The 23073-nt window shown below is 69.6% G+C and carries 19 protein-coding genes and 1 pseudogene; 13 read left to right on the top strand and 7 right to left on the bottom strand.

Features of this window, described 5'->3' with window-relative positions; genetic code table 11:
- The first annotated feature begins 1 nt into the window (after position 1).
- Both ACLQ7T_RS09575 and lpxK read left to right on the top strand, forming a co-directional pair.
- Positions 2 to 1297: a 3-deoxy-D-manno-octulosonic acid transferase gene (locus ACLQ7T_RS09575; RefSeq protein ID WP_420479228.1), complete on the top strand. Its 1296-nt coding sequence runs from the start codon at positions 2 to 4 to the stop codon at positions 1295 to 1297.
- Complete coding sequence (gene lpxK / locus ACLQ7T_RS09570; protein ID WP_420479227.1) at positions 1294 to 2328, top strand: tetraacyldisaccharide 4'-kinase; 1035 nt, start codon at positions 1294 to 1296, stop codon at positions 2326 to 2328. The genes ACLQ7T_RS09575 and lpxK overlap by 4 nt, the downstream gene beginning before the upstream one ends.
- On the opposite strand, the gene ACLQ7T_RS09565 is transcribed toward lpxK, so the two are convergent.
- A complete protein-coding gene (locus ACLQ7T_RS09565) occupies positions 2313 to 3611 on the bottom strand; it encodes a metal-dependent hydrolase family protein (protein WP_420479269.1) in 1299 nt (432 codons plus the stop codon). The genes lpxK and ACLQ7T_RS09565 overlap by 16 nt on opposite strands.
- A gap of 143 nt (positions 3612 to 3754) precedes the next feature.
- On the opposite strand from ACLQ7T_RS09565, the gene ACLQ7T_RS09560 reads away from it, so the two are divergent.
- Positions 3755 to 4477, top strand: coding sequence for a murein L,D-transpeptidase catalytic domain family protein (locus ACLQ7T_RS09560; protein WP_420479226.1), 723 nt, complete (start codon positions 3755 to 3757; stop codon positions 4475 to 4477).
- Positions 4478 to 4545: 68 nt separating this feature from the next.
- Here ACLQ7T_RS09560 and ACLQ7T_RS09555 read toward each other — a convergent pair whose 3' ends face one another.
- From ACLQ7T_RS09555 to ACLQ7T_RS09545, 3 genes are all read right to left on the bottom strand, one after another.
- Positions 4546 to 6462 (bottom strand): methyl-accepting chemotaxis protein, encoded by a 1917-nt coding sequence (locus ACLQ7T_RS09555; RefSeq protein WP_420479225.1) that lies wholly within the window; start codon positions 6460 to 6462, stop codon positions 4546 to 4548.
- Between the two features lie 132 nt (positions 6463 to 6594).
- The gene (purD, locus tag ACLQ7T_RS09550) at positions 6595 to 7869 is read right to left on the bottom strand and encodes a phosphoribosylamine--glycine ligase (RefSeq protein WP_420479224.1); all 1275 of its coding nucleotides are present in this window, start codon (positions 7867 to 7869) and stop codon (positions 6595 to 6597) included.
- Positions 7870 to 7927: 58 nt separating this feature from the next.
- Positions 7928 to 8086, bottom strand: coding sequence for a hypothetical protein (locus ACLQ7T_RS09545; protein ID WP_420479223.1), 159 nt, complete (start codon positions 8084 to 8086; stop codon positions 7928 to 7930).
- Positions 8087 to 8182: 96 nt separating this feature from the next.
- Here ACLQ7T_RS09545 and ACLQ7T_RS09540 point away from each other — a divergent pair, with 96 nt between their 5' ends.
- The 5 genes from ACLQ7T_RS09540 to ACLQ7T_RS09520 all read left to right on the top strand — a co-directional run bounded on the left by ACLQ7T_RS09540 (position 8183) and on the right by ACLQ7T_RS09520 (position 14072).
- Entirely contained in the window at positions 8183 to 10849 is a 2667-nt protein-coding gene (locus ACLQ7T_RS09540; RefSeq protein WP_420479222.1) for a TonB-dependent receptor plug domain-containing protein, read from the top strand.
- 36 nt (positions 10850 to 10885) lie between these two features.
- Positions 10886 to 12373 carry an exodeoxyribonuclease VII large subunit gene (gene xseA / locus ACLQ7T_RS09535; RefSeq protein WP_420479221.1) on the top strand — a complete coding sequence of 496 codons (1488 nt, stop codon included), beginning with the start codon at positions 10886 to 10888 and terminating at the stop codon, positions 12371 to 12373.
- Positions 12374 to 12422: 49 nt separating this feature from the next.
- Positions 12423 to 12623: a DUF2093 domain-containing protein gene (locus tag ACLQ7T_RS09530; protein ID WP_420470743.1), complete on the top strand. Its 201-nt coding sequence runs from the start codon at positions 12423 to 12425 to the stop codon at positions 12621 to 12623.
- Positions 12623 to 13447 carry a M23 family metallopeptidase gene (locus ACLQ7T_RS09525; protein ID WP_420479220.1) on the top strand — a complete coding sequence of 275 codons (825 nt, stop codon included), beginning with the start codon at positions 12623 to 12625 and terminating at the stop codon, positions 13445 to 13447. The genes ACLQ7T_RS09530 and ACLQ7T_RS09525 overlap by 1 nt, the downstream gene beginning before the upstream one ends.
- A gap of 124 nt (positions 13448 to 13571) precedes the next feature.
- Positions 13572 to 14072 carry a response regulator gene (locus tag ACLQ7T_RS09520; protein WP_420479219.1) on the top strand — a complete coding sequence of 167 codons (501 nt, stop codon included), beginning with the start codon at positions 13572 to 13574 and terminating at the stop codon, positions 14070 to 14072.
- 6 nt (positions 14073 to 14078) lie between these two features.
- Here ACLQ7T_RS09520 and ACLQ7T_RS09515 read toward each other — a convergent pair whose 3' ends face one another.
- Complete coding sequence (locus ACLQ7T_RS09515) at positions 14079 to 14987, bottom strand: lysophospholipid acyltransferase family protein (protein WP_420479218.1); 909 nt, start codon at positions 14985 to 14987, stop codon at positions 14079 to 14081.
- Positions 14988 to 14997: 10 nt separating this feature from the next.
- On the bottom strand, positions 14998 to 15768 hold the full coding sequence (locus tag ACLQ7T_RS09510; RefSeq protein WP_420479217.1) for an SDR family NAD(P)-dependent oxidoreductase: 771 nt from the start codon (positions 15766 to 15768) through the stop codon (positions 14998 to 15000).
- 109 nt (positions 15769 to 15877) lie between these two features.
- On the opposite strand from ACLQ7T_RS09510, the gene tipF reads away from it, so the two are divergent.
- From tipF to ileS, 5 genes are all read left to right on the top strand, one after another.
- Positions 15878 to 17146: a flagella assembly cyclic-di-GMP phosphodiesterase TipF gene (gene tipF / locus ACLQ7T_RS09505; protein ID WP_420470748.1), complete on the top strand. Its 1269-nt coding sequence runs from the start codon at positions 15878 to 15880 to the stop codon at positions 17144 to 17146.
- Positions 17147 to 17383: 237 nt separating this feature from the next.
- Positions 17384 to 18253, top strand: a complete 870-nt coding sequence (locus ACLQ7T_RS09500) for a TIGR01459 family HAD-type hydrolase (protein WP_420479216.1) — start codon at positions 17384 to 17386, stop codon at positions 18251 to 18253.
- Positions 18254 to 18291: 38 nt separating this feature from the next.
- Entirely contained in the window at positions 18292 to 18753 is a 462-nt protein-coding gene (locus ACLQ7T_RS09495) for a MaoC family dehydratase (RefSeq protein ID WP_420470750.1), read from the top strand.
- Positions 18750 to 19721, top strand: a complete 972-nt coding sequence (locus ACLQ7T_RS09490) for a bifunctional riboflavin kinase/FAD synthetase (protein WP_420479215.1) — start codon at positions 18750 to 18752, stop codon at positions 19719 to 19721. The genes ACLQ7T_RS09495 and ACLQ7T_RS09490 overlap by 4 nt, the downstream gene beginning before the upstream one ends.
- Before the next feature lie 126 nt (positions 19722 to 19847).
- Positions 19848 to 22763: an isoleucine--tRNA ligase gene (gene ileS / locus ACLQ7T_RS09485; protein WP_420479214.1), complete on the top strand. Its 2916-nt coding sequence runs from the start codon at positions 19848 to 19850 to the stop codon at positions 22761 to 22763.
- 54 nt (positions 22764 to 22817) lie between these two features.
- Here ileS and ACLQ7T_RS09480 read toward each other — a convergent pair.
- Positions 22818 to 23073: pseudogene (locus ACLQ7T_RS09480) on the bottom strand (M56 family metallopeptidase); the annotation flags it as partial.

Raw genomic sequence — 23073 nt, 5'->3', positions numbered from 1 at the left:
CTTGAGCCCCGCCCTGATCCTGTACCGGCTCGTGACCCGGATGCTGGAGCCTCTCGCCCCCCGCCTGCTCGACGCGCGGGCCAGAAAAGGGAAGGAAGACCCGGTGCGGGTCGACGAACGGCTGGGCCTGACGCGTGTCCCCCGGCCGGACGGCGAGGTCGTCTGGCTGCACGGCGTCAGCGTCGGCGAGACCCTGTCCCTGCTGCCCGTGGTCGAGCGATTGCGCGCCACCCGGCCGGACCTGCACCTCCTCGTCACCTCGGGCACTCTCACCTCCGCCGCCCTGCTCGCGCGACGCCTGCCTCCCGGTGTGATCCACCAGTTCGCCCCGGTCGACGCGCCCGGCGCCGTCGACGCCTTCCTGACGAAGTGGAAGCCCGTCGTGGGCGTCTTCGTCGAGAGCGAGCTGTGGCCCAATCTGATCCTCGAGTCGCATCGACGGGGCGTGAAGCTGGTTCTGGCCAGCGCCCGCATCACCGAAAAGACCGTCGCCGGCTGGCGGCGTTTCCCCGGCGCGGCGCGCGAGATCCTCTCGGCCTTCGACGTGGTCCTGCCGCAGGACGGCGTGTCGGCGGATCGGCTGGAAAGCCTCGGCGCCCGGATCGACGGCCATGTGAACCTCAAGCTGGCAGGCGAGGCCCCGCCCCACGACGGCGCGGCCTTCACCCGGCTCAGCGCCGCCATCGGGGACCGGCCCGTGGTTGTGGCCGCCAGCACCCATGACGGCGAGGAAATCGCCATCGTTCGCGCGCTGGACAAGCTGACCGACCGGCTCTGCCTGATCCTGATCCCGCGCCACCCGGAACGCAGCGCCGCCATCGCCGCCGCCCTGACCCGCGACGGCTACCGTTTCGCCCTGCGCTCGCAAGGGCGGCAGCCCGACGGCGACACCGACCTCTATGTCGCCGACACCCTCGGCGAGATGGGCCTGTTCCTGCGGCTGGCCGACGTCGTTGTCATGGGCGGCAGCTTCTCTGCGGCGCTCGAGAAGCCCCCGGTCGGCGGCCACAACCCGCTGGAGCCCGCGCGGCTGGGCAAGCCCGCCGTCACCGGTCCCGACATGACCAACTGGGCCGCCGTGACCGAGGCGCTCGTCGAGGCCGGCGGGCTCCGGATCGTCGGCGCGCCGTGGGACCTGCCGGGCGTGCTTGTCCCGCTGCTCTCAGACGACAAGGCCGCCCGCGCCATGGGTGAACGCGGCCGCCGGGCCGCCGCCGAGGCCGGTTCCGGGCTCGACCGGCTGATCGACAGCCTCCAGCCCCTGCTGCCGCCCGCCCCCGCCCGGAGGCGCCGATGAGCCTCAGCACGCCCAGATGGTGGTACCTGCGCGACCGCAAGTCCGCGGCCCTGACCCGTATGCTGCTCAAGCCCCTGTCGTGGGTCTGGGCGGGCGTCACCGCCGGCCGCATCGCCCGGGCCACGCCGGTCGATCCGGGCGTGCCGGTCGTCTCCGTCGGCAATCTGACCGTCGGCGGATCGGGCAAGACGCCCATCGCCCGCGAGGTCCTGCGCCTGCTGCGCGCCTCCGGCGTCGACGCCCAGGCCCTGTCGCGCGGCTACGGCGGCAGGCTGGAAGGTCCCGTGCGCGTGGACCTGGCCACTCACACCGCCGCCGACGTCGGTGACGAGCCCCTGATGCTGGCGCTGGACAGCCCGGCGTGGATTTCGCGAGACCGCGTCGCCGGGGCGAAGGCCGCCGCCGCGGCGGGCGCGCAGGCGCTGGTGCTGGACGACGGTCACCAGAACCCGGCGCTGAAGAAGACCCTCAGCCTGATCGTCGTGGACGGCGAGACGCGCGACGATGAATGGCCCTTCGGCGACGGCTCGGTCTTCCCCTCCGGCCCCATGCGCGAGCCGCTGAAGGCCGGGCTGTCGCGCGCCGACGCGGTGGTCATCCTCATGCCATCCGATCTGGCCGAGCCCGATCCGGAACTGCTCGAGACCTTCGGCGCCCTGCCCGTCTTCATCGCCCGGCTGGAGCCCGCCGGTCCGCCGCCCTCCGGTCCGCTGGTCGGCTTCGCGGGTATCGCCAAGCCCTGGAAGGTCGAGCGCTCGCTCAAGGCCGCGGGCGGCGACCTGGCCGACTTCGCCCCCTTCCCCGACCACGCCGCCTTCAGGGAAGAGGACCTGCGCTTCCTCGCCGACCGCGCCGACCAGTTCGGCGCCACCCTCGTCACCACCGAGAAGGACTGGTCCCGCCTGCCGCCGGAATGGCGCGCGCGCGTGGTCAGCTGGCCGGTCAAGGCGACCTTCGAGGACCAGGCCGGGTTTGTGGACTTTCTCGTCCGTTCCTCCCCCGGGGAGGCGGAATCCTACTCGTCCCGGTAAATCACCCCGCCCTTCATCACGAAGTCGACGTGCCGCAGCAGCGTCACGTCGGTCAGCGGATCATTGTCGACCGCGATCAGGTCGGCGGGCATGCCGACGGCGATCCTCCCGGCCTGGTCCGAGATCCGCAGGTGGGCGGCCGCATTGACCGTCGCTGTCTGGATCGCCTCCAGCGGAGTCAGGCCCGCCCGGACCAGCAGGACGAACTCACCGGCGTTGTCACCGTGGGCCGAGACGCCGCTGTCGGTGCCGAAGGCGATGCGAACCCCGCCCTCATGCGCGCGGCGCGCCATGTCCAGCATCAGCGGCCCGGCCTGAAGCGCCTTGGCCGTCTGGGCCGGGGTGAAGAAGTTGTCGGGGCCCGACGCGATGCGCGCCACGAAATCCCCGGCCATCAGGGTCGGCACCAGATAGACCCCGTCCCGGCGCATCAGGCGGATCGACTCCGCATCCAGATAGGTGCCGTGCTCGATCGAGTCGCCGCCCGCGCGCAGGAAGCTGTTGATGCCGTCGGACCCGTGCGCATGGGCCGTCACCTGCCGTCCCATCCGGTGCGCTGCGTCGATGATCGCCGCCAGCTCCGCGTCGGAGAACTGCTGCCCCAGTCCGGCCGCCGTGTTCGACAGCACTCCGCCGGTGGCCGTGATCTTGATGATGTCCGCGCCTGACCGCACCTGCAGTCGCACGGCCCGCATGCAGTCTTCCGGCCCCGAGCAGATGCTCTCGCCGGTGAACATATGCATGATGTCTTCGCGATAGCCGTTGATGTCACCATGGCCGCCGTGGATCGAGACAGCCTCACCCGAGGCGATGATCCGCGGTCCAGGAACATCGCCGCGCCGGACGGCGTCCCGCAGGGCGAAGATCGATTCATTCGTCGCACCGAGGTCCGCCACGGTCGTGAAGCCCGCGTTCAGCGTCCGCAGGGCGTTCCGCGCGCCGACAAAGGCCTGGTCCGAGTTGGACCGGGTCACCCCGTCCAGCCGCGAGCTGGCGCTCTGCTCGCCGGTCAGATGGACGTGGCTGTCGATCAGCCCGGGCAGGACGAACCGATCCCTCAGGTCCACGACCCGCCCTTCGCCGACGAAGCCGTCGCGGATTTCGACGACCTGGTTCCCTCTGATCACGAGAGTTTTATCGCGCTGCACAATTCCGGTGGACGGCTCGGCCAGAAGCCGCCCCACTTGAACGAACGTCGTTCCCGCCCCAGGCGAAACTGCCGCAGGTGCGGGCGTTTGCGCGGCAACGCCTGTCGCCACAAGTGCGGCGGCGGCCGCCAGCATCGTCGTGATCGTCTTCACGGAAAACCCCCTCAGTCCCCGGATCAGCTTACCTGTCCACCGACCGCAGCCAAGGCTCAGGTTGCCATCCCTGTCCGCTTTTGAAACAAACTGTCGCTTCCTGTGAAACATGCGAGGGGCGTCGCATGCGACTTGCCAGACGCGGATTCATCCTGGGCGGAGCCGCCCTTCTTTCGGGTTGCGCCTCTGCGGCCGCGACCCGTCCGACGGCGTCTCTCCTGCCCGAGACCGGCGCTCAGCTCGCGCAGGTTCCGGCGCCCCGGGTCGTCGTCGGCGCCGCCGAGCCCGAGGCCATCACGGCCCAGCTGAACTCCACCCGTCTGCTCGATCCGCGCGGTCAGGTTCGTCCCGAACTGATGGAACGCGCCCTGGCCGCCATGGACATCCACGGCCACAAGATCACCAGGCGCGACCGCATGTATCTGGTCGACTTCACCAAATTCTCTGGCGATGAGCGCCTGTATGAAGTCGACCTCGAGGGCGGCGCCGTCACCCTGATGCGCACCTGCCATGGCCGCGGGTCGGACCCGGACCATTCCGGCTACGCGCGGACCTTCTCCAACACCCCGGAAAGCTACAAGTCGTCGGTCGGCGCCTTCGCCACCGCCGGCGCTGGCTGGGGCGCCCAGCAGGGCCCGAACGTCCTTCTCGACGGGCTGGAATACACCAACAACAACGCCCGCGAGCGCGCCATCATCGTCCACGGCGCCGACTACGCCGACCCGGCCTTCCTGGCCCGCGAAGGCAAGCTGGGCCGCTCCTACGGCTGCTTCTCGGTCGCCCACACCGACCTGCCCCGCCTGCGCGAGCGCATGGGCGACGGCCGCCTGCTGTTCGCCTGGGCCTGAAGAAAAGGCCGGGCTGGAGATCAACCAGCCCGGCCCGACCTTTCCGGCGTCAGTCCGTACGCCAGACCTCAGAACTCTTCCCAGCCGTCCTCGGCCGCGTGTGACTGCGGCGCGGCGCCGCCATGGCCGACGGTCTTCAGTTGCGGGACCGGGGCATGACGCGGAGCAGGACGGTTCGCGGACGCCGGGGCCGTCGTCGGGGCGTCGGTGATCCGGAACTGCGACACCGATCCGGCCAGCACCTCGGCCTCCTGCGACAGCGAGTGGCTGGCGGCGGTCGATTCCTCCACCATGGCGGCGTTCTGCTGGGTGACCTGATCCATCTGGTTCACGGCGGTGTTGACCTGTTGCAGCCCCGTCGCCTGTTCGTGGGCCGAGGCGGCGATCTCCGAAACCAGACCGTCGATTTCGGCCACGCGGCTGACGATGCGCTGCAAGGCCTCGCCGGTCTGGCCGACCAGGGTGACGCCGGCGTTGACCTGCTGCGTCGAGGCCGAGATCAGGGCCTTGATCTCCTTGGCCGCATCGGCCGAGCGCTGGGCCAGCGCCCGCACTTCCGACGCCACCACGGCGAAGCCGCGGCCCGTGTCCCCCGCCCGCGCCGCCTCAACGCCCGCGTTCAGCGCCAGAAGATTGGTCTGGAACGCGATCTCGTCGATCACGCCGACGATCTGGCTGATTTCCTGCGACGACTTCTCGATCGCGCCCATGGCGCCGACGGCGTCGCGCACCACATTGCCGCTGGTCTCGGCGTCGTCCTTGGCGGCCTGAACGGTCTGCGAGGCCTGACGGGCGCCGGCGGCGGTGCGGTTCACCGTCGCGGTGATCTCGTCCAGGGCGGCGGCGGTCTCCTCGAGCGAGGCGGCCTGCTGCTCGGTGCGCCGCGACAGATCGTCAGCGGCGTGGCTGATCTCACCCGAGCCCGAGCGGATGGCCGACACATTGTTGATCACCACCGACATGGCCGACTTCAGCTGCGTAATGGCCGCGTTGAAGTCGTTCTGCAGCTTGGCGTAGTGCGGCGGGAAGGCCTGCGTCAGGCTGTAGGTCAGATCTCCGCGCATCAGGTGATCCAGACCTTCGCCCAGCGCCGCGACGACCACCGCCTGCTCCCGCGCCGCGGCCTCGGTCATCTGCTGGTTCTTCGCCCGTTCGGCCTCGGTGGCGTTGCGGTTGGCCACGGCCTCGGCCTCAAGCCGTTCAGCCGTGATCGCGGCCTCGCGGAAGACTTCCAGGGCGCCGGCCATCTGGCCGACCTCGTCATGACGCGACAGGCCGGGGATGTCGGACGTCTTGTCCCCCGAGGCCAGCGCCCGCATGCGCCCGGCCAGGGCGATCACCGGCCGCGACACCGACCGGCCGATCAGGACGCCGCTGACCGCCATCGCCGCCGCCACCAGCAGGGCCATCAGGCCCAGCGCCGTGGCGGTCCGGCCCACCAGTCCGGCGATTTCGTCCGTATAGACGCCCGATCCCACGACCCAGCCCCAGGGCGCAAACCCCTTCACGAAGGAGATTTTGGGCGAGGCGTGTTCCTCGCCCGGCTTGTTCCACTGATAGGCGACGAAGCCCTCTCCATCGGCGCGGACCACATCGACCATCTTCTGGAACATCCGCACGCCGTCCGCGTCCGTGTTCCGGCTGATGTCCGTTCCATCCAGCCGCGGATTGGTCGGATGCATCACCATGTTGGGATGCATGTCGTTGATCCAGAAGTAGTCCTCGCCACCGTAACGCAGGCTCTTCAGGGTCGCCTTGGCGGCCTCCTGGGCCTCGGCTTCGGTCATCAGGCCGGCGGTCTGCTGGCCGTGATAGTGGGCGACGATGCTGTGCGCGACCTCGACCGTCTTCTGCGTCCGGTCGGCGATTTCCCGGCGCAGGGCTGTATTCAGCTCCATCAGCGCCAGTCCGAGGACCACCAGCAGCCCGGCGACCGCCAGGACCGTCATCAGGCTGATCCGTTTTCCGATCGTCAGGGTTTTCATGGCGCGATCCGGGACAAGGGAGGAGGAGACTACCCCCTCAAATGTCACTGCTCTCTGAAAACCTGACTAATCGGCGATTAGGCAGAAATCCTTATGCCCGGAAGCGCACACGGCCCCACTGTGGCGGAGGCCCTAGCCCCGCTCCAGCGCCCGCCAGGCGATGTCGGTGCGGAAGAAGCCGCCCGGCCAGTCGATCTTCCGGATCGCGGCATAGGCGCGGTCGCGCGCCTCGGCGATGTCCCTGCCCCGCGCGCAGATATTCAGCACCCGGCCGCCGGCGGCGACCAGCTGGCCGTCCTCCTGCCGCCGGGTTCCGGCGTGGAAGACCTGCACGTCCGGACCGAAGTCCTGCTCGGCGCCGCGGATGATAGAGCCCTCCACCGGGCTGTCCGGATAGCCCTGCGCCGCCATGACCACGCAGATGACCGTGTCCGGCAGGAACTCCGGCAGCGTCGCCCGGCTCAGGTCGCCACGCGCGCAGGCCAGCAGCATCGGCACGATGTCGCCGCCCAGACGCATCATCAGCACCTGGCATTCCGGGTCGCCGAAGCGGGCGTTGAACTCCACCACCTTCGGACCGTCGGCCGTCGCCATCAGCCCGGCATAGAGCACGCCGCGATAGGGCATGCCCTCGCGCGCCATGCCGTCGATCACCGGTTTGACCACCTCACGCTCGGCGGCCTCGACCAGCTCCGGGGTGAAAACGGGCGCCGGCGAATAGCTGCCCATGCCGCCCGTGTTCGGGCCCAGATCGCCGTCGTAGGCGCGCTTGTGGTCCTGGGCGCCGCCCAGCAGAACGTAATTGCGGCCGTCGGACAGGGCGAACAGCGAGCCCTCCTCGCCGTCCATGAACTCCTCGATGACCACCCGGGCCCCGGCCTGGCCGAAGCGGCCGCCCAGCATCCACTCGATCTCGCGTTCGGCTTCCCGCTTCGTCGGCGAGATGGCCACGCCCTTGCCGGCCGCCAGACCGTCGGCCTTGATCACATAGGGGGGCTTGAACACGGTCAGCGCCTGCCGGGCCTCGTGCAGCCGCTCATAGACGCCGAACCCCGCCGTGGGAATTTCGTGACGCTCCATGAAGGCCTTGGAGAAGGCCTTGGAGGTTTCCAGCTGCGCCGCCTTGGCGGTCGGGCCGAAGCAGGGAATGCCCGCCGCGGCCAGGCGGTCGGCCAGCCCCTGTTCCAGGGCGCTTTCCGGACCGACCACGACCAGATCGGCGCGCATCTCGCGGGCGAGGGCCGCCAGTTGCTCGGCGTCCGTCGCCTTCACCGGGCGCAGCTCGCCCAGTTTCTCCATGCCCGGATTGCCGGGCGCGATGACCAGGCGCTTCACGAGCGGCGACTGGGCGATCTTCCACGCCAGGGCGTGCTCGCGCCCGCCCGATCCGACCAGCAGGATGTTCATGAGAGGGCAACTACCGCACCTGCGAAGGCGGTCAAGTCATCTACGCGCCCGAACGGCCTCACAGGAGGGCGGAAACAACGTAAACGAGGCCTCCGAGCATCAGAAGACCGCCGATGACCAGCCACAGGCCGGTTTCGGGCGATCCGCTGCGACGCCCCATGTCACGCTCGCGCGGGTCGAGGTCGTCGGGGTCCATCTCGGGCAGGTCGGAGGCCATGGAGGCCGAACGGTCCACACCTGAACACCGTTCCCTCTTCCGAGCGGCCAAGCTTCGGCTGTTCCTTCGGGAAAAGGGGGCCTAGACCGCGCGACCATGTCTGAGAACCTCCGTCCCCGCCGTCTCGCCCTGCTCGCCGGTGTCGCCCTCGGCGCCTGCGCCGGCGCCGCCCACGCTCAAACCCAGAGCGTGATGGATCCCTCCGCCCGGGTCGCCGCGCCCCCGGTCGCCCTGGATGAGGTGGTGGTCACCGGCTCGCGTCTGGCCGGCGCACAGCGACTGGCGCCCGTCGAGGTCCTCGACCGTCGCGCCCTTGAGGCCGCGGCCGTCACCGACCCGGCCCGGATGCTCCAACTGGTCACCGCCAACTCCGGCTCGGAAGCCCAGGTCGATCAGCTCAACCAGCCCCAGAGCTCGGGCACGGCCCAGTTCAACCTGCGCAATCTCGGCCTCGGCTCCACCCTCGTGCTGGTCGATGGCCGACGCTGGACCTCCAGCGCCGCGATCGCCACCGACGGCTCGGCCTATGTCGACATCAACAGTCTGGTCCCGCTGATCGCGATCGAGCGGGTGGAGGCGTTCAAGGACGGCGCCTCCGCGCTCTACGGCTCGGATGCGGTCGCCGGCGTGGTCAATTTCGTCACCCGAACCGCGGTCGACGGCGCCGAGCTCCGGGCCCGCTACGGGCTGATGGACGGCGCGGAGGAGAGTCTGATCGAGGCCCTGGGCGGCGTCTCCCTTCTGGGCGGCGACCTGACGCTGGCCGCATCCCACCTCCACCGTTCGGCGCTGGGCTCCGACGAGCGGACGTTCACCCAGGCGGAGACCTACGGCCGGGCCGGCTGGACCGCCGTCACCAGCTACGGCCAACCGGGGTCGTACTATCGCGCCGGAGCCGGCGCCTACGCGGCCGACCCGGATTGCACCAACCCCGCCTTCACCCACTCCTTCCGCAACAGTCCGACCGACGCCTTCTGCCGGCTCGACTATTCGGACTTCTTCGATCTCGCGCCGGAGGAAACGCGGACGCAGTTGTTCGCGGACTGGCGCCGCCCGGTCGGGGCTGTCGAGGTCCGGCTTCAGGCCGCCTGGTCGGCGACCGGAACGATCGCCCGCCAAAGCCCCTCCCTGCCCATCCTCGCCCGGGCCCTGACCGTGCCCGCCGGCCATCCGGACAACCCCTTCGGCGAGGCGGTCCTGTTCCGCGGCCGCCTGCTCGGCGCCGAAGCCGGGGCCTCCGAGGCCCGCTTCGACTACGAGACCTGGCGTCTGTCCGGCGGACTGTCCGGCCGGTTCGCCGGGGGCTGGAACTGGGACGTCTCGGCGACCAGCAGCCGCCAGCTCATCGCCTATGACAAGCCCGACACCATCGGTACGGCGCTCCAGAACGCCCTGAACGGCCTGGGCGGCGCCGGCTGCGATCCGGCCACCGGCGCGCCCGGCGTCGGCGCCTGCCAGTGGTTCAATCCGTTCGGCAGCGCCTATCTCGGGACCGGCACGGCCAACAGCGCCGGACTGGTCGCCGACCTCATCGGCTACACCGGCCTGCGTGGGGCCGCGACCCTGACCACCGTCGACGTCCAGACGGACGGTCGCGCCTTCGACTGGGACGGCGGCCGCCTCGACCTGGCCGTCGGCGCCCAGTACCGCCGCAGCGGCCTGCGGCATGACTGGAGCGATCTGGTCAACGCCGGTGAACTGCTCACGGCCGGCTATTCGCCCGATTTCGAGGGTGACCAGGACGTCTTCGCCGCCTTCGCCGAGGCCCGGCTGAAGCTCGGAGAGCGGGTCGAGGCCCAGTTGGCCGTGCGCGAGGAGCTCTACGACGGCGGCGCCGAGGCCCTCAGCCCCCGCGTCGCCGTCCGCTGGGACGCCACCGACGCCCTGGCCCTCCGCGCGTCCTGGGGACAGGCATTCCGCGCGCCCTCGGTCTTCACCCTGTCGGGCGCCCAGGCGTCGCAGCCATCGGTCTTCGACCGGGGCGCCTTCGTCTTCGTCAACACCCTGACCACCGGCGACCCGGACCTGAAACCGGAAGAGTCGGAGACCCTGACCCTCGGCGTCGACTGGACGCCGCTCCCGGGCCTGCGCCTCGGCCTCGACGCCTGGCGGATCGACTACACCAATCTGATCGTGAAGGAATCGGCGCAGGCCGTCATCGACCAGGCCGCCGCCGATGATCTGGCGGGCCGAACCGGGACGGATGCGCAGCAGCGGGTCACCCGCGCCGGCAGCGGCGCCCTGACCTTCGTGGACCTGCGCTTCATCAACGCCTCCTCGATCGAGACCGAAGGCCTCGACCTGTCCGCCCGCTATGACCGCGACCTGTTCGGCGGCGTCTTCTCCGCCGCCGCCACCTGGACGTATGTGGACCGGTACGACATCCGGCTGACGCCGGGCGGGACGCCGACCTCGGGCCTCGGCTCGACCAATCTGGCCACCCTCGCCCGCTCCCTGCCGCAGGACCGCGGGGAATTCTCCCTCGGCTGGAGCGGGGCGACCGACAGCATGGTCCTGCTGGTCCACCACACCGGCGGGTATCGCAACGACCGTAGCGGAATCACCGATCCGACCATCGACAGCTGGACCACCGTCGACCTCGGCTATGTCCGCGCCGTCGGCCCGGCGCTGGACCTCTCGATCCGCGTCACCAATGTCGCGGATTCCGATCCGCCGCTGGCCCAGTTCGCACTCGGCTATGATCCCGTCGTCGCCGATCCGCGCGGTCGCATCGTCACCCTGGGTCTGACGAAGCGGTTCTGAGTTTCGCCCGCCTTCGCCTGCCGCTAGGGTTCGCCCATGAGCGATGACTATGTGTTCGAGGGCCCGGCGGACGAACCGCCGGCGCCGCGCGACAACAATCCGCCGCTGTCCATCTCCGAGCTGTCCTTCGCCCTGAAGCGCACGCTCGAGGATCGCTTCGGCCATGTCCGCCTGCGCGGCGAAATCTCGAAGGTGAACCACCACGCCTCGGGACACGTCTACCTGACCCTCAAGGACGACAAGTCGGCCATCGACGGCGTCGTCTGGAAAGGCTTGGTGCGCGGCCTCGGCGTTCGGCCGGAGACCGGGCTTGAGGTCATCGTCACCGGCAAGATCACCTCCTATCCGGCCCGCTCGTCCTACCAGATCGTCATCGAGAGCATGGAGGCCGCCGGCGCCGGGGCCCTGCTGGCCCAGCTGGAGCGGCTGAAGACCCGTCTGGCGGGCGAGGGCCTGTTCGACAGCGCGCGCAAGAAGCCCGTCCCCGCCTTCCCCTCCGTCATCGGCGTGATCACAAGCCCGACCGGCGCCGTCATCCGCGACATCCTCCATCGCCTCGCCGAGCGCTGGCCCTGCCGGGTGATCGTCTGGCCCGTCGTGGTCCAGGGCGACGCGGCCGCCGGTCAGGTCGCCAACGCCGTGCGCGGCTTTGTGTCCCTTCCGGTCGACGGCCCCGTCCCACGCCCGGATGTGATCATCGTCGCCCGCGGCGGCGGCTCGGTCGAGGACCTGTGGGCCTTCAATGATGAAGCACTCGCCCGCACCGTCGCGGCCGCCGGCCTTCCGGTCATCTCGGCCGTCGGGCACGAGACCGACACCACCCTGATCGACTTCGTCTCGGACCGCCGCGCGCCGACGCCCACGGGGGCCGCCGAGATCGCGACGCCGGTCCTTGCCGACCTGCAGTACGCGGTCGCCGATTTCGAGCGTCGCCTGGTGCGCGCCGGCGGACGGCTGCTCGAGGATCGCCGGACCCGCCTGCGCGCCGCCGCCCGCGGCCTGCCCGCCCGGCCCGAGGATCTTCTGGCCCTGCCCAGCCAGAGGCTCGACCTCGCCGGCAGCAAGCTGGGTTCGGCCTTGCACCGGAACGTCGCGGTGCACGAGCGCCAGTACGCGGGAGTGTCCGCGCGCCTCTCCGACAGCCTGCTGAATCGCGCCATCGAGCGGCGGCAGGATCGGATCACCGCCGTCTCCGAGCGCTTCACACCCGCCATCCGCCGCCGTCTTGACCGGGACCAGACCCGGCTCGCCGCCCTCTCCCGCGCCCTGACCAGTCTCGATCCCAAACGCCCGAAGCCCGGCTTCGCGCGGGTCGAGGATCAGGACGGCGTGATGATCGCCGCCGCCGCGGGGCTGCAGGCCGGCCAGGCGGTCCGTCTGGTCTTCGCCGACGGTTCGAAGGGGGCCCGTATTGACGGCGGAGAGGACGCGCCGCCCCCCGCTCCTGCGGCGGCGCCCCGCCCGCGCGCGACGCCACAGCCGCGCCCGAAGCCCGCCGCCCCGGGCCAGGGCGACCTGTTCTGAAACGGGAAACCCTTGGCGCCTGACCACCGGCCAAGCTAGGCTGTGGTTCATGGATCAGTCAGCCCAGTCCCAGGCCGCGCTTCATTACGGCGACGGCGAGTTCGCCGTTCTTCGCCCCGGCCGCTTCGTCACCTGCGCCGTCAGCGGCAAGCCGGTTCCGCTGGAAAGCCTGCGCTACTGGTCCGCCCGCCTGCAGGAGGCCTACGCCGGACCGGCTGAAGCCTTCCAGCGACTGGGTCAGCAGCCCTGATGCTCGACCGTCGGGGCCTGATCGCCGGAAGCGCGGCCCTCCTCGCGGCCGGACAGGCCCGCGGCCAGACCCCCGACCTTGAGCTTGACGGCCGCTTCGTGCAGGGCGGCCACGCCATCGGACGCACCTGGCCCCGCGCCCTGATCTTCGTCGACGGCGAAGCCCTGTCCGCCGCCTCGGCCGACGGCTGGTTCGTGGTCGGCTTCGACCGCGACGCGCCGGGCAGCGTCCGCATCGAGGCGCGATCGGACGGACGTACGGCCTCGCGGACCTTGGCTATCGCGACGGGCCGCTTCCCCTCCACCCGCGTCAACGGCCTGCCGCCGTCCACGGTCGAGCCGTCCGATCCGGCGCTTCTGGCGCGAATCCGGGAGGAGGTGCTGGTCAAGACGGAGGCCTTCGCCAGCCGCATCGACGGCGACGGCTTCCGCGATGGCTTCATCTGGCCGCTGGACAGCTACCGGGTCACCAGTCGCTGGGGCGCCCAGCGCGTCCTGAACGGCACGCCGGCCCGACCGCATTACGGCATCGACCTGGCGGCCCCCCGGGGCACGCCGATCCGCGCCCCGGCCCCCGGTCGGGTCGTCCTCGCCCGGCCCGACATGCATTTCGAAGGCGGCCTTGTCCTGATCGACCACGGCCAGGGCCTGATCACGGCCTGCCTGCACCAGTCCCGAATCGAGGTCCGGCAGGGTCAGGACCTGCTCCGCGGCGAACTGATCGGTCGGGTCGGCATGACCGGCCGCGCCACCGGTCCGCACCTCTGCTGGAGGGCGAAATGGCGGGATCGCAACATCGACCCCTCCCTTCTGGTAAAAACCTGAACAAGCTTGGCCATTTACGCTGGGGTTGAAACGGCGTTCGCCAATGGACGCGAGCCGAATCCGCCCCTAGACGTGACGGATTCCGACGCCTTCGCCGTCGCCGTCGCCGATCCCGCCGCCTCGCATGTCCTCCCTGTCCGCCCTTCAGGTCCTTCTGGTCGACGACAACGCGCACATGAGGGCGATCGCCTCCGCGGTTCTCCAGTCCGCCGGAATCCGCAAGGTGCGCGAGGCGAACGACGGCGCCGCGGCTCTGGGCATCCTGCGCGAACATGCCATCGATCTGGTGATCGTGGACTTCAACATGTTCCCGCTGGATGGGGTCGAGTTCACCCGTCTGGTCCGCAACAGCCCTGACAGCGCCAATCCGTACCTGCCGATCATCATGATGACCGGCCACTCCGAAAAGACCCGCGTCTATGAGGCGCGGGACGCCGGCGTCACCGAATTCGTGGTCAAGCCGATCACGGCCAAGGCCATTCTCGACCGCATCCAGGCGGTGATCTTCAAACCGCGCTCGTTCGTGAAGACCGACGGCTATTTCGGGCCGGACCGGCGTCGCACCCAGCTGGCCAGCTATACCGGTCCCTGGCGACGGGCCCAGGACAAGCCTCACGAGGTCTGACCCGGATCAGAGCTCCGGCGGCAGGGCGTCATAGACGGCCTGGGGCCAGCGCTTGTGCACCCAGAACCAGTCCTCCGGAACCTCACGCACCCGGTCCTCGACGAAGGTGGTGACCGCCTGCACGCCGCGGGCGATGTCGCCCGGCCGGTCTCCGGTCGAAGGCACGGCGATGGGCGGATGCGCGGTGACGCGGAAGCGCACGCCCGGAAGCCGCACCACCGAGATCGGCTGCAGCACCGTCCCGAACCGCAGCGCCAGCCGCGACGGCCCGGGCGCGGCGTTCACCGGCTGGCCGAAGAAGGTCACCTCCGGCCCCTCCGAGAATTTCTGGTCGTTCAGCAGGGCGACGGACTCGCCGCGCTCCAGGCCGTGCAGCAGCTCCCGCGCCCCGTCCCCGCCCTTGGGCGCGAACAGCTTGACGCCATAGCGCGCCCGCGCCTTGCGGATCTGGGCGTCGACATAGGGGTTGTTGGCCGCCCGGTAGGTCACCTGCACCGGCACGCCCGAAGCCACCAGCACCGCCGCCATCACTTCGAAATTCGACAGGTGGCCGGACACGAACACCACCGGCCTGCCGCCGTCGCGAATGGCCTCCAGCCGCTCCAGACCGACGATCTCCAGCCGTCCGCTGTCAGGCGTCAGCTGGTCCATCACCGCCGTCTCGGCGAAGCTGCGGCCGATCCGCTCCCACGCCTCCAGCGCCAGCGCGTCGCGGTCCGCCTTCGGCATTTCAGGGAAGGCGATACGCAGGTTGCGCGTCACCGTCTTGTGGGTGCCGACCTTCGGACCGAGCGTGCGCAGAAGGGCGCCGCCGACATTCGACGCCCTTTCCACGCCCAGCAGGCGCATCAGGCCGATGAAGCCGGCGAACGCCGCCGCCTCCAGCCGCCAGACCAGGTCCTGGCCGAAGCTCACCTTGGGATCGTCACCAGGCAATCGTCAGCCCGCCGTCGACGACCAGGGTCTGGCCGGTCACATAGGCCGCCGCCCTCGAGCACAGATAGACCGCGGTGCCCGCGATCTCGTCCGGCTGGCCGATACGCTTCATCGGGTTCGGCTCGACCGTCACCTTCAGCACGTCCTCGTTCTCCCACAGATAGCGGGCGAAGTCGGTCTGGATCAGGCCGGGCGCGATGCAGTTCACCCGCACGTTCGACGCGCCGTATTCGACGGCGAGGTTCCGAACCAGCTGCATGTCCGCGGCCTTCGACACATTGTAGGCGCCGATCAGGGCGTTGCCGCGCAGACCACCGACCGACGAGATGATCAGGATCGCCCCGTCCTTCCGCTCCAGCATCTGCGGCGCGACCATCTGGGTCAGCCAGTGATTGGCCAGCACATTGTTGTGGAAGATCTTCTGGAACTGGTCGTCCGAAATCCCCGCCATCGGTCCGGCATAGGGGTTCGACGCCGCATTGCAGACCAGGATGTCGATCTTGCCGAAGGTGGCATTGGTCTCGTCGACCAGCCGCTGCAGTTCTTCCTTCGAAGCGATGTTGGCCGGGATCGCCAGCGCCGTGCCCTCGCCGTGCTTCGCGTTCAGGGCCTGGGCGACCTCGTCGCAGGGGCCGGCCTTGCGGGACGAGATCACCACCTTGGCCCCGTGCTCGGCCATCCGCTCGGCGATCGCCTTGCCGATGCCCTTGGAGGAGCCCGTGATCACCGCGACCTTGCCGGTCAGATCGAACAATTCCATCGTTAACCTCGAATGCGTGGGGAGAATCCGTGTCCGGACCCTATGCGTATCGTCGTGATACCCCGATACTCGGGCGATTCCATCCGGGAAGGCGGAAACTCCGTAACCCATGCGCGCCATCACCAACGGCTTTTTGTTCTTCGGCTACCTGTTCCTGGCGATGACCGTCGGCGCCTTCCTGTGGCGCGCGGGCCTCGGGGCGGGCGCGGGCGTGGCCGGCGGCCTCGGCGCCGGGGGCCTCCTGCTGGCCGGCCACGTCCTGCTGGTCGGGCGGGCGCAACGCGCCCTCCTCAAGAAGGAAATCGATCAGGTCCGGGAGGCGCATCGCCTGCTCGCCGACGCCATGGAATCGACCCAGGGCGCGCTCACCGAACTGGCCCAGGCCATTGAGGCCGGCGCCCTGACCTCGACCGAGCAGCTGTCCGGCGAGGTCCGCATGCTCGAGACCCTGATCCAGCAGATGAGCGTCTCCATCGACGAGCGGATGAGCCGCCCGGCGCCCGCCAGCGCCTTCGAGGCCCGCCATCAGCAGCAGTCGAACGTCCTGCTCCAGACCATCCACGAGGCGCTGGCCGAGAACCGCGTGGACCTCTACCTCCAGCCGGTCGTCTCCCTGCCCCAGCGCCGGACCATCTTCTACGAAAGCTTCACCCGTCTGCGCGCCGCCGACGACCGGGTGATGATGCCCGCCGAATATCTGTCGGTGGCCGAAGGCGAAGGACTGGTCCCCGCGATCGACAACCTGCTGCTGTTCCGTTGCGCCCAGATCGTCCGCCGTCTGGCCCGTCAGGACCGCAAGGTCGGCGTCTTCTGCAACGTCGCCCTGTCCTCGCTGGGCGACGAGACCTTCTTCCCGCAGTTCCTCGACTTCCTGTCCGAGAACCGCGACCTGAACCAGGCCCTGATCTTCGAGCTGGGTCAGGCCGTGTTCGACGCCCGCGGCGCGGTCGAGGCCCGCAACATGGCCAAGCTGGCCGACCTCGGCTTCCGCTTCTCGATCGACAAGGTCCAGACGCTGGACCTCGACTTCGCCGACCTGCAACGCTCGGACGTCAAATTCATCAAGGTCTCGGCCGACCTGCTGATCGAGCAACTGCTCGACCTCGACAACGGCCCGGCCATCCCGTCCCTGCGCGACATCCAGGCCGCCGACTTCGCCCAGCTGACCCGCCGCTACGGCATCGAGGTCATCGCCGAGAAGTGTGAGAGCGAGCGCCAGATCGTCGACATCCTGGAGCTCGATGTCGCGATGGGTCAGGGCCACCTGTTCGGCGAGCCCCGCGCCATCAAGGAGCAGGTTCTGGCCGAAACCGATCCGCCCGCCGAATTCCTGCGCTCCACCCTGCGCAGCGCCGAACAGCGCCGGCGTTTCGGGTAACCGGCGACACCCTGCGTCCAATCCTGACGCACGCGCCTGATACCCTGACGACAATCGGGCTTCCGGCCGCCAGATCGCTAAAGTGGAATTCACGCCAACCCGCCCGCGTTGCGAGAAAAAGTGCACTATGTGCACTCCATTTTCGCCGAGTGCACTTTTCCTCCGGACCGGAGCGGGGATCTCACCCGCCCCCGCCCGCCCCTTCACCCCGTCGACCCGACCCGCTATCTGCGTCCCATGACCCTCCCCCACGCCCTCACCGGTCTCGGCGCCATCGCCGGGGACTACGACATCCTGCTCTGCGACGTCTGGGGCGTGATCCACAACGGGCGCGAAAGCTGGCCGGAGGCCTGCGAGGCGCTGGCGCGCTTCAACCGCGAGGGCGGGCACGTCATCCTGATCTCCAACTCGCCCCGCACCGGTCCCGGCGTCATCACCCAGATGGATGATCTGGGCGTGCCGCGCGAAAGCTGGAAGGCCGTGGTCACCTCCGGCGACGCCACCCGCGCCGAACTGGCCGAACGCGCGCCGGGTCCCGCATGGCTGATCGGTCCCGACCGGGATGCGCCCCTGTACGAGGGGCTGGGCCTGACCACCGTCCCGACCGGAGACGAGGCCGCCTTTATCTCGGTCACCGGCTTCTACGACGATGAGGTCGAGACCCCCGAGGACTACCGCGAACGCCTCACCGCCGCCGCCGCGCGCGGTATCGAGATGATCTGCGTCAACCCGGACCGGGTCGTGCAGCGCGGGGACCGCCTGATCTATTGCGCCGGCTCGCTCGCCGACCTCTACGAGTCCCTCGGCGGCCGCGTCACCATGGCCGGCAAGCCCTATGCCCCGATCTACGACCGGGCGCTCAAGGAAGCCGCCGACCTGCTGGGCGGGCCGGTCAATCGCTCGCGCGTGCTGTGCATCGGCGACGGGGTGATCACGGATGTTCTGGGGGCGGACAAGCAGGCGATGGACTGTCTGTTCATCGCCCAGGGCATTCATGGCGACAAGGCGCGCGGCGCCGATGGGCAGCTCGATCCGGCCCGCGCCGGCGCCCTTTTGAAGGCTGAAACAACTTATGCCCGCTACGCCATGCTCGATCTCGCATGGTGAGGATGGTCATTCCGTCGCACGGGCGCTAACACCGATTCATGGTTGATCTCGTTCATAAACATCCCTCGGGCGGCTACATCCTCGAGGAGCTCCGCGTCGGCATGGTCGCTGAAAAAGTGATCACCGCGACCGAGGAGCGCATCCGCCTGTTCGCCGAGGCGTCGGACGACTTCAACCCGGTTCATCTGGACGAAGCCTTCGCCTCGAAGACGGCCTATCGCGGCCGGATCGCGCACGGCCTGCTGTCCGCCTCGTTCGGCTCGGCCGTGGTCGGCACCATCCTGCCGGGCGCGGGCTCGATCTATATTTCGCAGACCCTGTCCTTCCACCTGCCGGTGCGCATCGACGATGTGGTCACGATCCGCATCACCGTCGTTTCGCTGGATCAGGACGGCGCCCGCGCCGAGCTGAACTGCGAGGGCTTCGTCGACGGCAAGCTGATCATGGACGGCATCGCCACCGTGCGCGTTCCGCGCCGCCGCAAGCCGTCGGCGCGTTGATCGAGGTCATTCGAGGCTGGCGCGACCTGCCCGCGGACCAGCGCGGCGCGGCGGTCGCCATCGGCGCATTCGACGGCGTCCATCGCGGCCACCAGGCCGTCATCGCCGGCGCGCGCGAGGCCGCCTCTCGCCTGGGCGTCCCTCTGGCCGTGGTCAGCTTCGCCCCCCATCCGCGCCGCTGGTTCCAGCCCGACGCCGCCCCGTTCGGCCTGATGACGCCCGGCCAGATGGCCCGCGCCCTCGAGCCGCTCGGGGTCGACCGGCTCTATCTCCTGCCCTTCGACGGCGAGATGGCGGCCATGACCGACGAACAGTTCGCCCGCGATGTGCTGGGCGAGGGTCTGGGCATCGCCCATGCCGCCGTCGGCTTCGACTTCACCTTCGGCAAGGGCCGGACCGGGTCGCCCGAGGCGCTGCGCCGCTACGGCGAGACCGCGGGCTTCACCGTCTCGGTCGCCGAACGGCTGGACGACGCCGACGGACTGAAGCTGTCCTCCTCCGCCGTGCGTGAGGCCCTGAAGGCCGGGGATATGACCCGCGCCGCCGCCATCCTCGGCCGCCCCTTCGCGGTCGAGGGCGAGGTGATCCACGGCGACAAGCGCGGTCGGACCATCGGCGTGCCGACCGCCAACGTCAGTCTGGGCGGCTATATGCGCCCGGCCTACGGAGTCTATGCGACGCGCACCCGCCTGCCCGACGGCCGGGTCATCGACGGCGTCGCCAACCTCGGCGTCCGGCCGATGTACCCGACCGAGGACCCGCTGCTCGAGGTCTGGCTGTTCGACTTCAACGAAGAGCTCTACGGCCAGGTGGTCGAGACCGAACTGGTCGCCTTCCTCCGCGGCGAGCTGAAGTTCGACAGCCTCGACGCGCTGAAGGTCCGGATTGATCAGGACGCCGGCGACGCCCGCGCCGCGCTTCATCAGTGGCGCGTCGGCGAAGCCCCTGCTAGACCGCCTGCACCATGACCGTCCGCGTCCGTTTCCCGATTTCGATTAGCCGCCCGGCGTAGCGCTGCAGGGCCGCCGGCCCCGCGCACGTCGGGACATTCCATCGAAATCCACGCGAACGATCGACACGACGAGACCGACTTCATGGCTGACGCCGACAACACCCCCACCGGCCGCGACTATCGCGACACCGTCTTCCTGCCGGAGACGCCCTTCCCCATGCGTGGCGGCCTGCCGCAGAAGGAGCCGGTGATCCTCGAGCAGTGGGGCGACCTCTACGGCGCCCTGCGCAAGCAGCGGCAATCGGAGGGCGCGCCCCTCTATGTCCTGCATGACGGCCCGCCCTACGCCAACGGCGACATCCACATCGGTCATGCCCTGAACAAGACGCTGAAGGACTTCGTCGTCCGCAGCCGCTTCCTGCTGGGCTACGATGTCGACTACGTCCCCGGCTGGGACTGCCACGGCCTGCCGATCGAATGGAAGATCGAGGAGCAGTTCCGCGCCAAGGGCCGTCGCAAGGACGAGGTCTCCAAGGACGAGTTCCGCGCCGCCTGCCGTGAGTACGCCGGCAAGTACATCGACCTGCAGCGCGACCAGTTCAAACGGCTGGGCATCACCGGCGACTTCGCCAATCGCTACGCCACCATGGACTTCAGGTCGGAAGCCGCCATCGTCGCGGAGTTTCACAAGTTCAAGAACTCGGGCCAGCTGTATCGCGGCTCCAAGCCGGTCATGTGGTCGCCGGTCGAGCGCACCGCCCTGGCGGACGCCGAGATCGAATACCACGACCATGTCTCGCCCACGATCTGGGTGAAATTCCCGGTCATCGCCGCGTCGGACGACCACGACGACGACCTGCTGGCGTTCCGCAATCCGACCCCGTCGATTGTCATCTGGACGACCACGCCCTGGACCATCCCGGCCAACCGGGCGATCAGCTACGGGCCCGAGATCGCCTACGGCCTGTACGAAGTCACCGCCCTCGTCGAAGGGCTGGAGTTTGAACCCTGGGCCAGGGCGGGCGATCGCCTGATCGTCGCCGACAAGCTGGCCGAAGAGGTGTTCAGGGCGGCGAACGTCGCGACGTTCAACCGTCTGTCCGACATCAATCCGTCCGGTCTGGAGTGCGCCCACCCGCTGGCCGCTCTGGACAGCGGCTACGGCTTCTCCGTGCCCCTGCTGGCCGGCGATCACGTGACCGACGACGCCGGCACCGGCTTCGTCCACACGGCGCCGGGCCACGGCGCCGACGACTTCGAGGTCTGGAAGGCCCACGGTCATCACGAGGTGCCGGACACGGTCGATCCGGACGGCGCCTACTACCCCGGCGTGCCTCTGTTCGCGGGCCTGAAGGTGCTCGAAACCGAGGGCAAGAAGACCGGCAAGTTCGGCCCCGCCAACGGCGCCGTGATGGAGAAGCTGATCGAGGCCGGGAACCTGCTGGCTCGCGGGCGCCTGGAACACTCCTACCCGCACAGCTGGCGCTCCAAGGCGCCGGTCATCTTCCGCAACACCCCGCAGTGGTTCATCCGCATGGATGAGCCGCTGAAGTCGGGCGACACCCTGCGGGAAACGGCGCTGAAGTCGATCGACGACACCGCCTTCCATCCCGCCGGCGGCAAGAACCGGATCCGCTCGATGGTCGAGGGCCGCCCGGACTGGCTGATCAGCCGTCAGCGCGCCTGGGGCACGCCGCTGGCGATGTATATCGACAAGCAGACCGGCCAGCCGCTGCATGACGCCGAAGTCGACGCCCGCATCGTCAAGGCGATCGCCGAACACGGCGCCGACATCTGGTTCACCGCCCCGGACAGCGACTTCCTGGGCGCGCACGACGTCTCGCGCTTCGAGAAGGTCGAGGACATCCTGGACGTCTGGTTCGACTCCGGTTCGACCCACGCCTTCACCCTTGACCCGCGTCTGCCGGAGAACGGCTACACGGGCGACCGTCCGGCGCACTGGCCGGCCGACCTGTATCTGGAAGGTTCGGACCAGCACCGCGGCTGGTTCCAGTCGTCGCTGCTGGAAGGCTGCGGCACCCGCGGCCGCGCCCCGTTCAAGGCTGTCCTGACCCACGGCTTCACCCTCGATGAAAAGGGGGAGAAGATGTCGAAGTCCAAGGGCAATACGACCGACCCCCTGACCATCATCAAGGAGTCGGGCGCCGATATCCTGCGGCTCTGGGTGGCCATGGTCGACTATTCCGACGACCAGCGGATCGGAAAGCAGATCCTGCAGACCACCGTCGACGCCTATCGCAAGCTGCGCAACACCGTGCGCTACCTGCTGGGCGCCCTGAGCGGCTTCGACGAGGCCGAGCGCCTGCCCTACGACCAGATGCCGCCGCTGGAGAAATTCATCCTCCATCGCCTGCACGAGCTGGATGGTCAGGTCCGCGCAGCCTACGCCGAGTACCGGTTCCAGGACGTCGTCCGGCCGGTGCTCGAGTTCTGCTCGGGCGACCTGTCGGCGCTGTATTTCGACGTCCGCAAGGACAGCCTGTACTGCGACCGTCCCGACAGCGTCCGCCGTCGCGCCGCCCGCACGGTGATGGACGAGGTGTTCGCCCGCCTGACGGCCTGGCTGGCCCCGCTGACGCCGTTTACGATGGAAGAGGCGTGGACCACCCGCTTCCCCGACGCCGGCTCCAACTGCGTCCGGGTCATCCCGGAAACGCCGGCGAACTGGAACAACGCGGCCGAGGCGGATCGCTGGGCCTCGATCCAGACTGTCCTGGAAGTGGTCAACGAGGCGCTGGAGGCGGCGCGACGCGACAAGGTCATCGGCGGGGCGCTCGACGCCTGGCCGGTCGTGACCGGTCCGGCCGAGGCGTTCGCCGCCTTCGCCGATCTGGACGCCGCCGAGGTCTTCCGCACCTCGGGCGCCGAACTGGTCCACGGAGGCGACGCCGTCTCGGTCGAGGTCCGGCTGGCCGACCATCCGAAATGCGCCCGGTCCTGGCGCAAGGTGCCCGACGTCGGGTCTGACCCGGCCTACCCGGACCTGTCGGCCCGCGACGCCGACGCGGTCCGCTTCCTGGACGCCCAGACGGCATAGAAAAACGGCCCCGCCCGAACCCGGACGGGGCCGTCTTTTTGTCCGGCGCGGAGATCAGTCCTGCCGCGACCGGGCGCGCAGCTCCGCCGCCCGACGTTCCAGCGCATCGGCCCGCTCCGGCAGACGCGCCGCCAGCGCCACCAGATCGGCGTCCGTCACCGGATGCCCCTGGGCGGCCTGCCGGGCCATCACCTCGGCGCGGTAGGCCGGATCCTGCAGGCGCTGACCGCGCGCGCGCATCTCCTGCGCCCCGCGCTCCATCTCGTCCGCGCCCCGCCCCATCTGGCCCCGCGCCTCGGTGCGCGCGCGG

It is taken from the genome of Brevundimonas sediminis (assembly GCF_048799765.1).
Taxonomy (GTDB): Bacteria; Pseudomonadota; Alphaproteobacteria; order Caulobacterales; family Caulobacteraceae; genus Brevundimonas.
This window is presented reverse-complemented; position numbering and strand designations above follow the sequence as displayed.

Coding starts and splice junctions, on each gene's coding strand:
- ACLQ7T_RS09495 (WP_420470750.1), top strand. CDS start 18,292: ATGGTTGATCTCGTTCATAAACATCCCTCGGGCGGCTACATCCTCGAG.
- ACLQ7T_RS09545 (WP_420479223.1), bottom strand. CDS start 8,086: ATGGCCTCCGACCTGCCCGAGATGGACCCCGACGACCTCGACCCGCGC.
- lpxK (WP_420479227.1), top strand. CDS start 1,294: ATGAGCCTCAGCACGCCCAGATGGTGGTACCTGCGCGACCGCAAGTCC.
- purD (WP_420479224.1), bottom strand. CDS start 7,869: ATGAACATCCTGCTGGTCGGATCGGGCGGGCGCGAGCACGCCCTGGCG.
- ileS (WP_420479214.1), top strand. CDS start 19,848: ATGGCTGACGCCGACAACACCCCCACCGGCCGCGACTATCGCGACACC.
- ACLQ7T_RS09500 (WP_420479216.1), top strand. CDS start 17,384: ATGACCCTCCCCCACGCCCTCACCGGTCTCGGCGCCATCGCCGGGGAC.
- xseA (WP_420479221.1), top strand. CDS start 10,886: ATGAGCGATGACTATGTGTTCGAGGGCCCGGCGGACGAACCGCCGGCG.
- ACLQ7T_RS09540 (WP_420479222.1), top strand. CDS start 8,183: ATGTCTGAGAACCTCCGTCCCCGCCGTCTCGCCCTGCTCGCCGGTGTC.
- ACLQ7T_RS09525 (WP_420479220.1), top strand. CDS start 12,623: ATGCTCGACCGTCGGGGCCTGATCGCCGGAAGCGCGGCCCTCCTCGCG.
- tipF (WP_420470748.1), top strand. CDS start 15,878: ATGCGCGCCATCACCAACGGCTTTTTGTTCTTCGGCTACCTGTTCCTG.
- ACLQ7T_RS09530 (WP_420470743.1), top strand. CDS start 12,423: ATGGATCAGTCAGCCCAGTCCCAGGCCGCGCTTCATTACGGCGACGGC.
- ACLQ7T_RS09560 (WP_420479226.1), top strand. CDS start 3,755: ATGCGACTTGCCAGACGCGGATTCATCCTGGGCGGAGCCGCCCTTCTT.
- ACLQ7T_RS09520 (WP_420479219.1), top strand. CDS start 13,572: ATGTCCTCCCTGTCCGCCCTTCAGGTCCTTCTGGTCGACGACAACGCG.
- ACLQ7T_RS09565 (WP_420479269.1), bottom strand. CDS start 3,611: ATGCTGGCGGCCGCCGCCGCACTTGTGGCGACAGGCGTTGCCGCGCAA.
- ACLQ7T_RS09510 (WP_420479217.1), bottom strand. CDS start 15,768: ATGGAATTGTTCGATCTGACCGGCAAGGTCGCGGTGATCACGGGCTCC.
- ACLQ7T_RS09555 (WP_420479225.1), bottom strand. CDS start 6,462: ATGAAAACCCTGACGATCGGAAAACGGATCAGCCTGATGACGGTCCTG.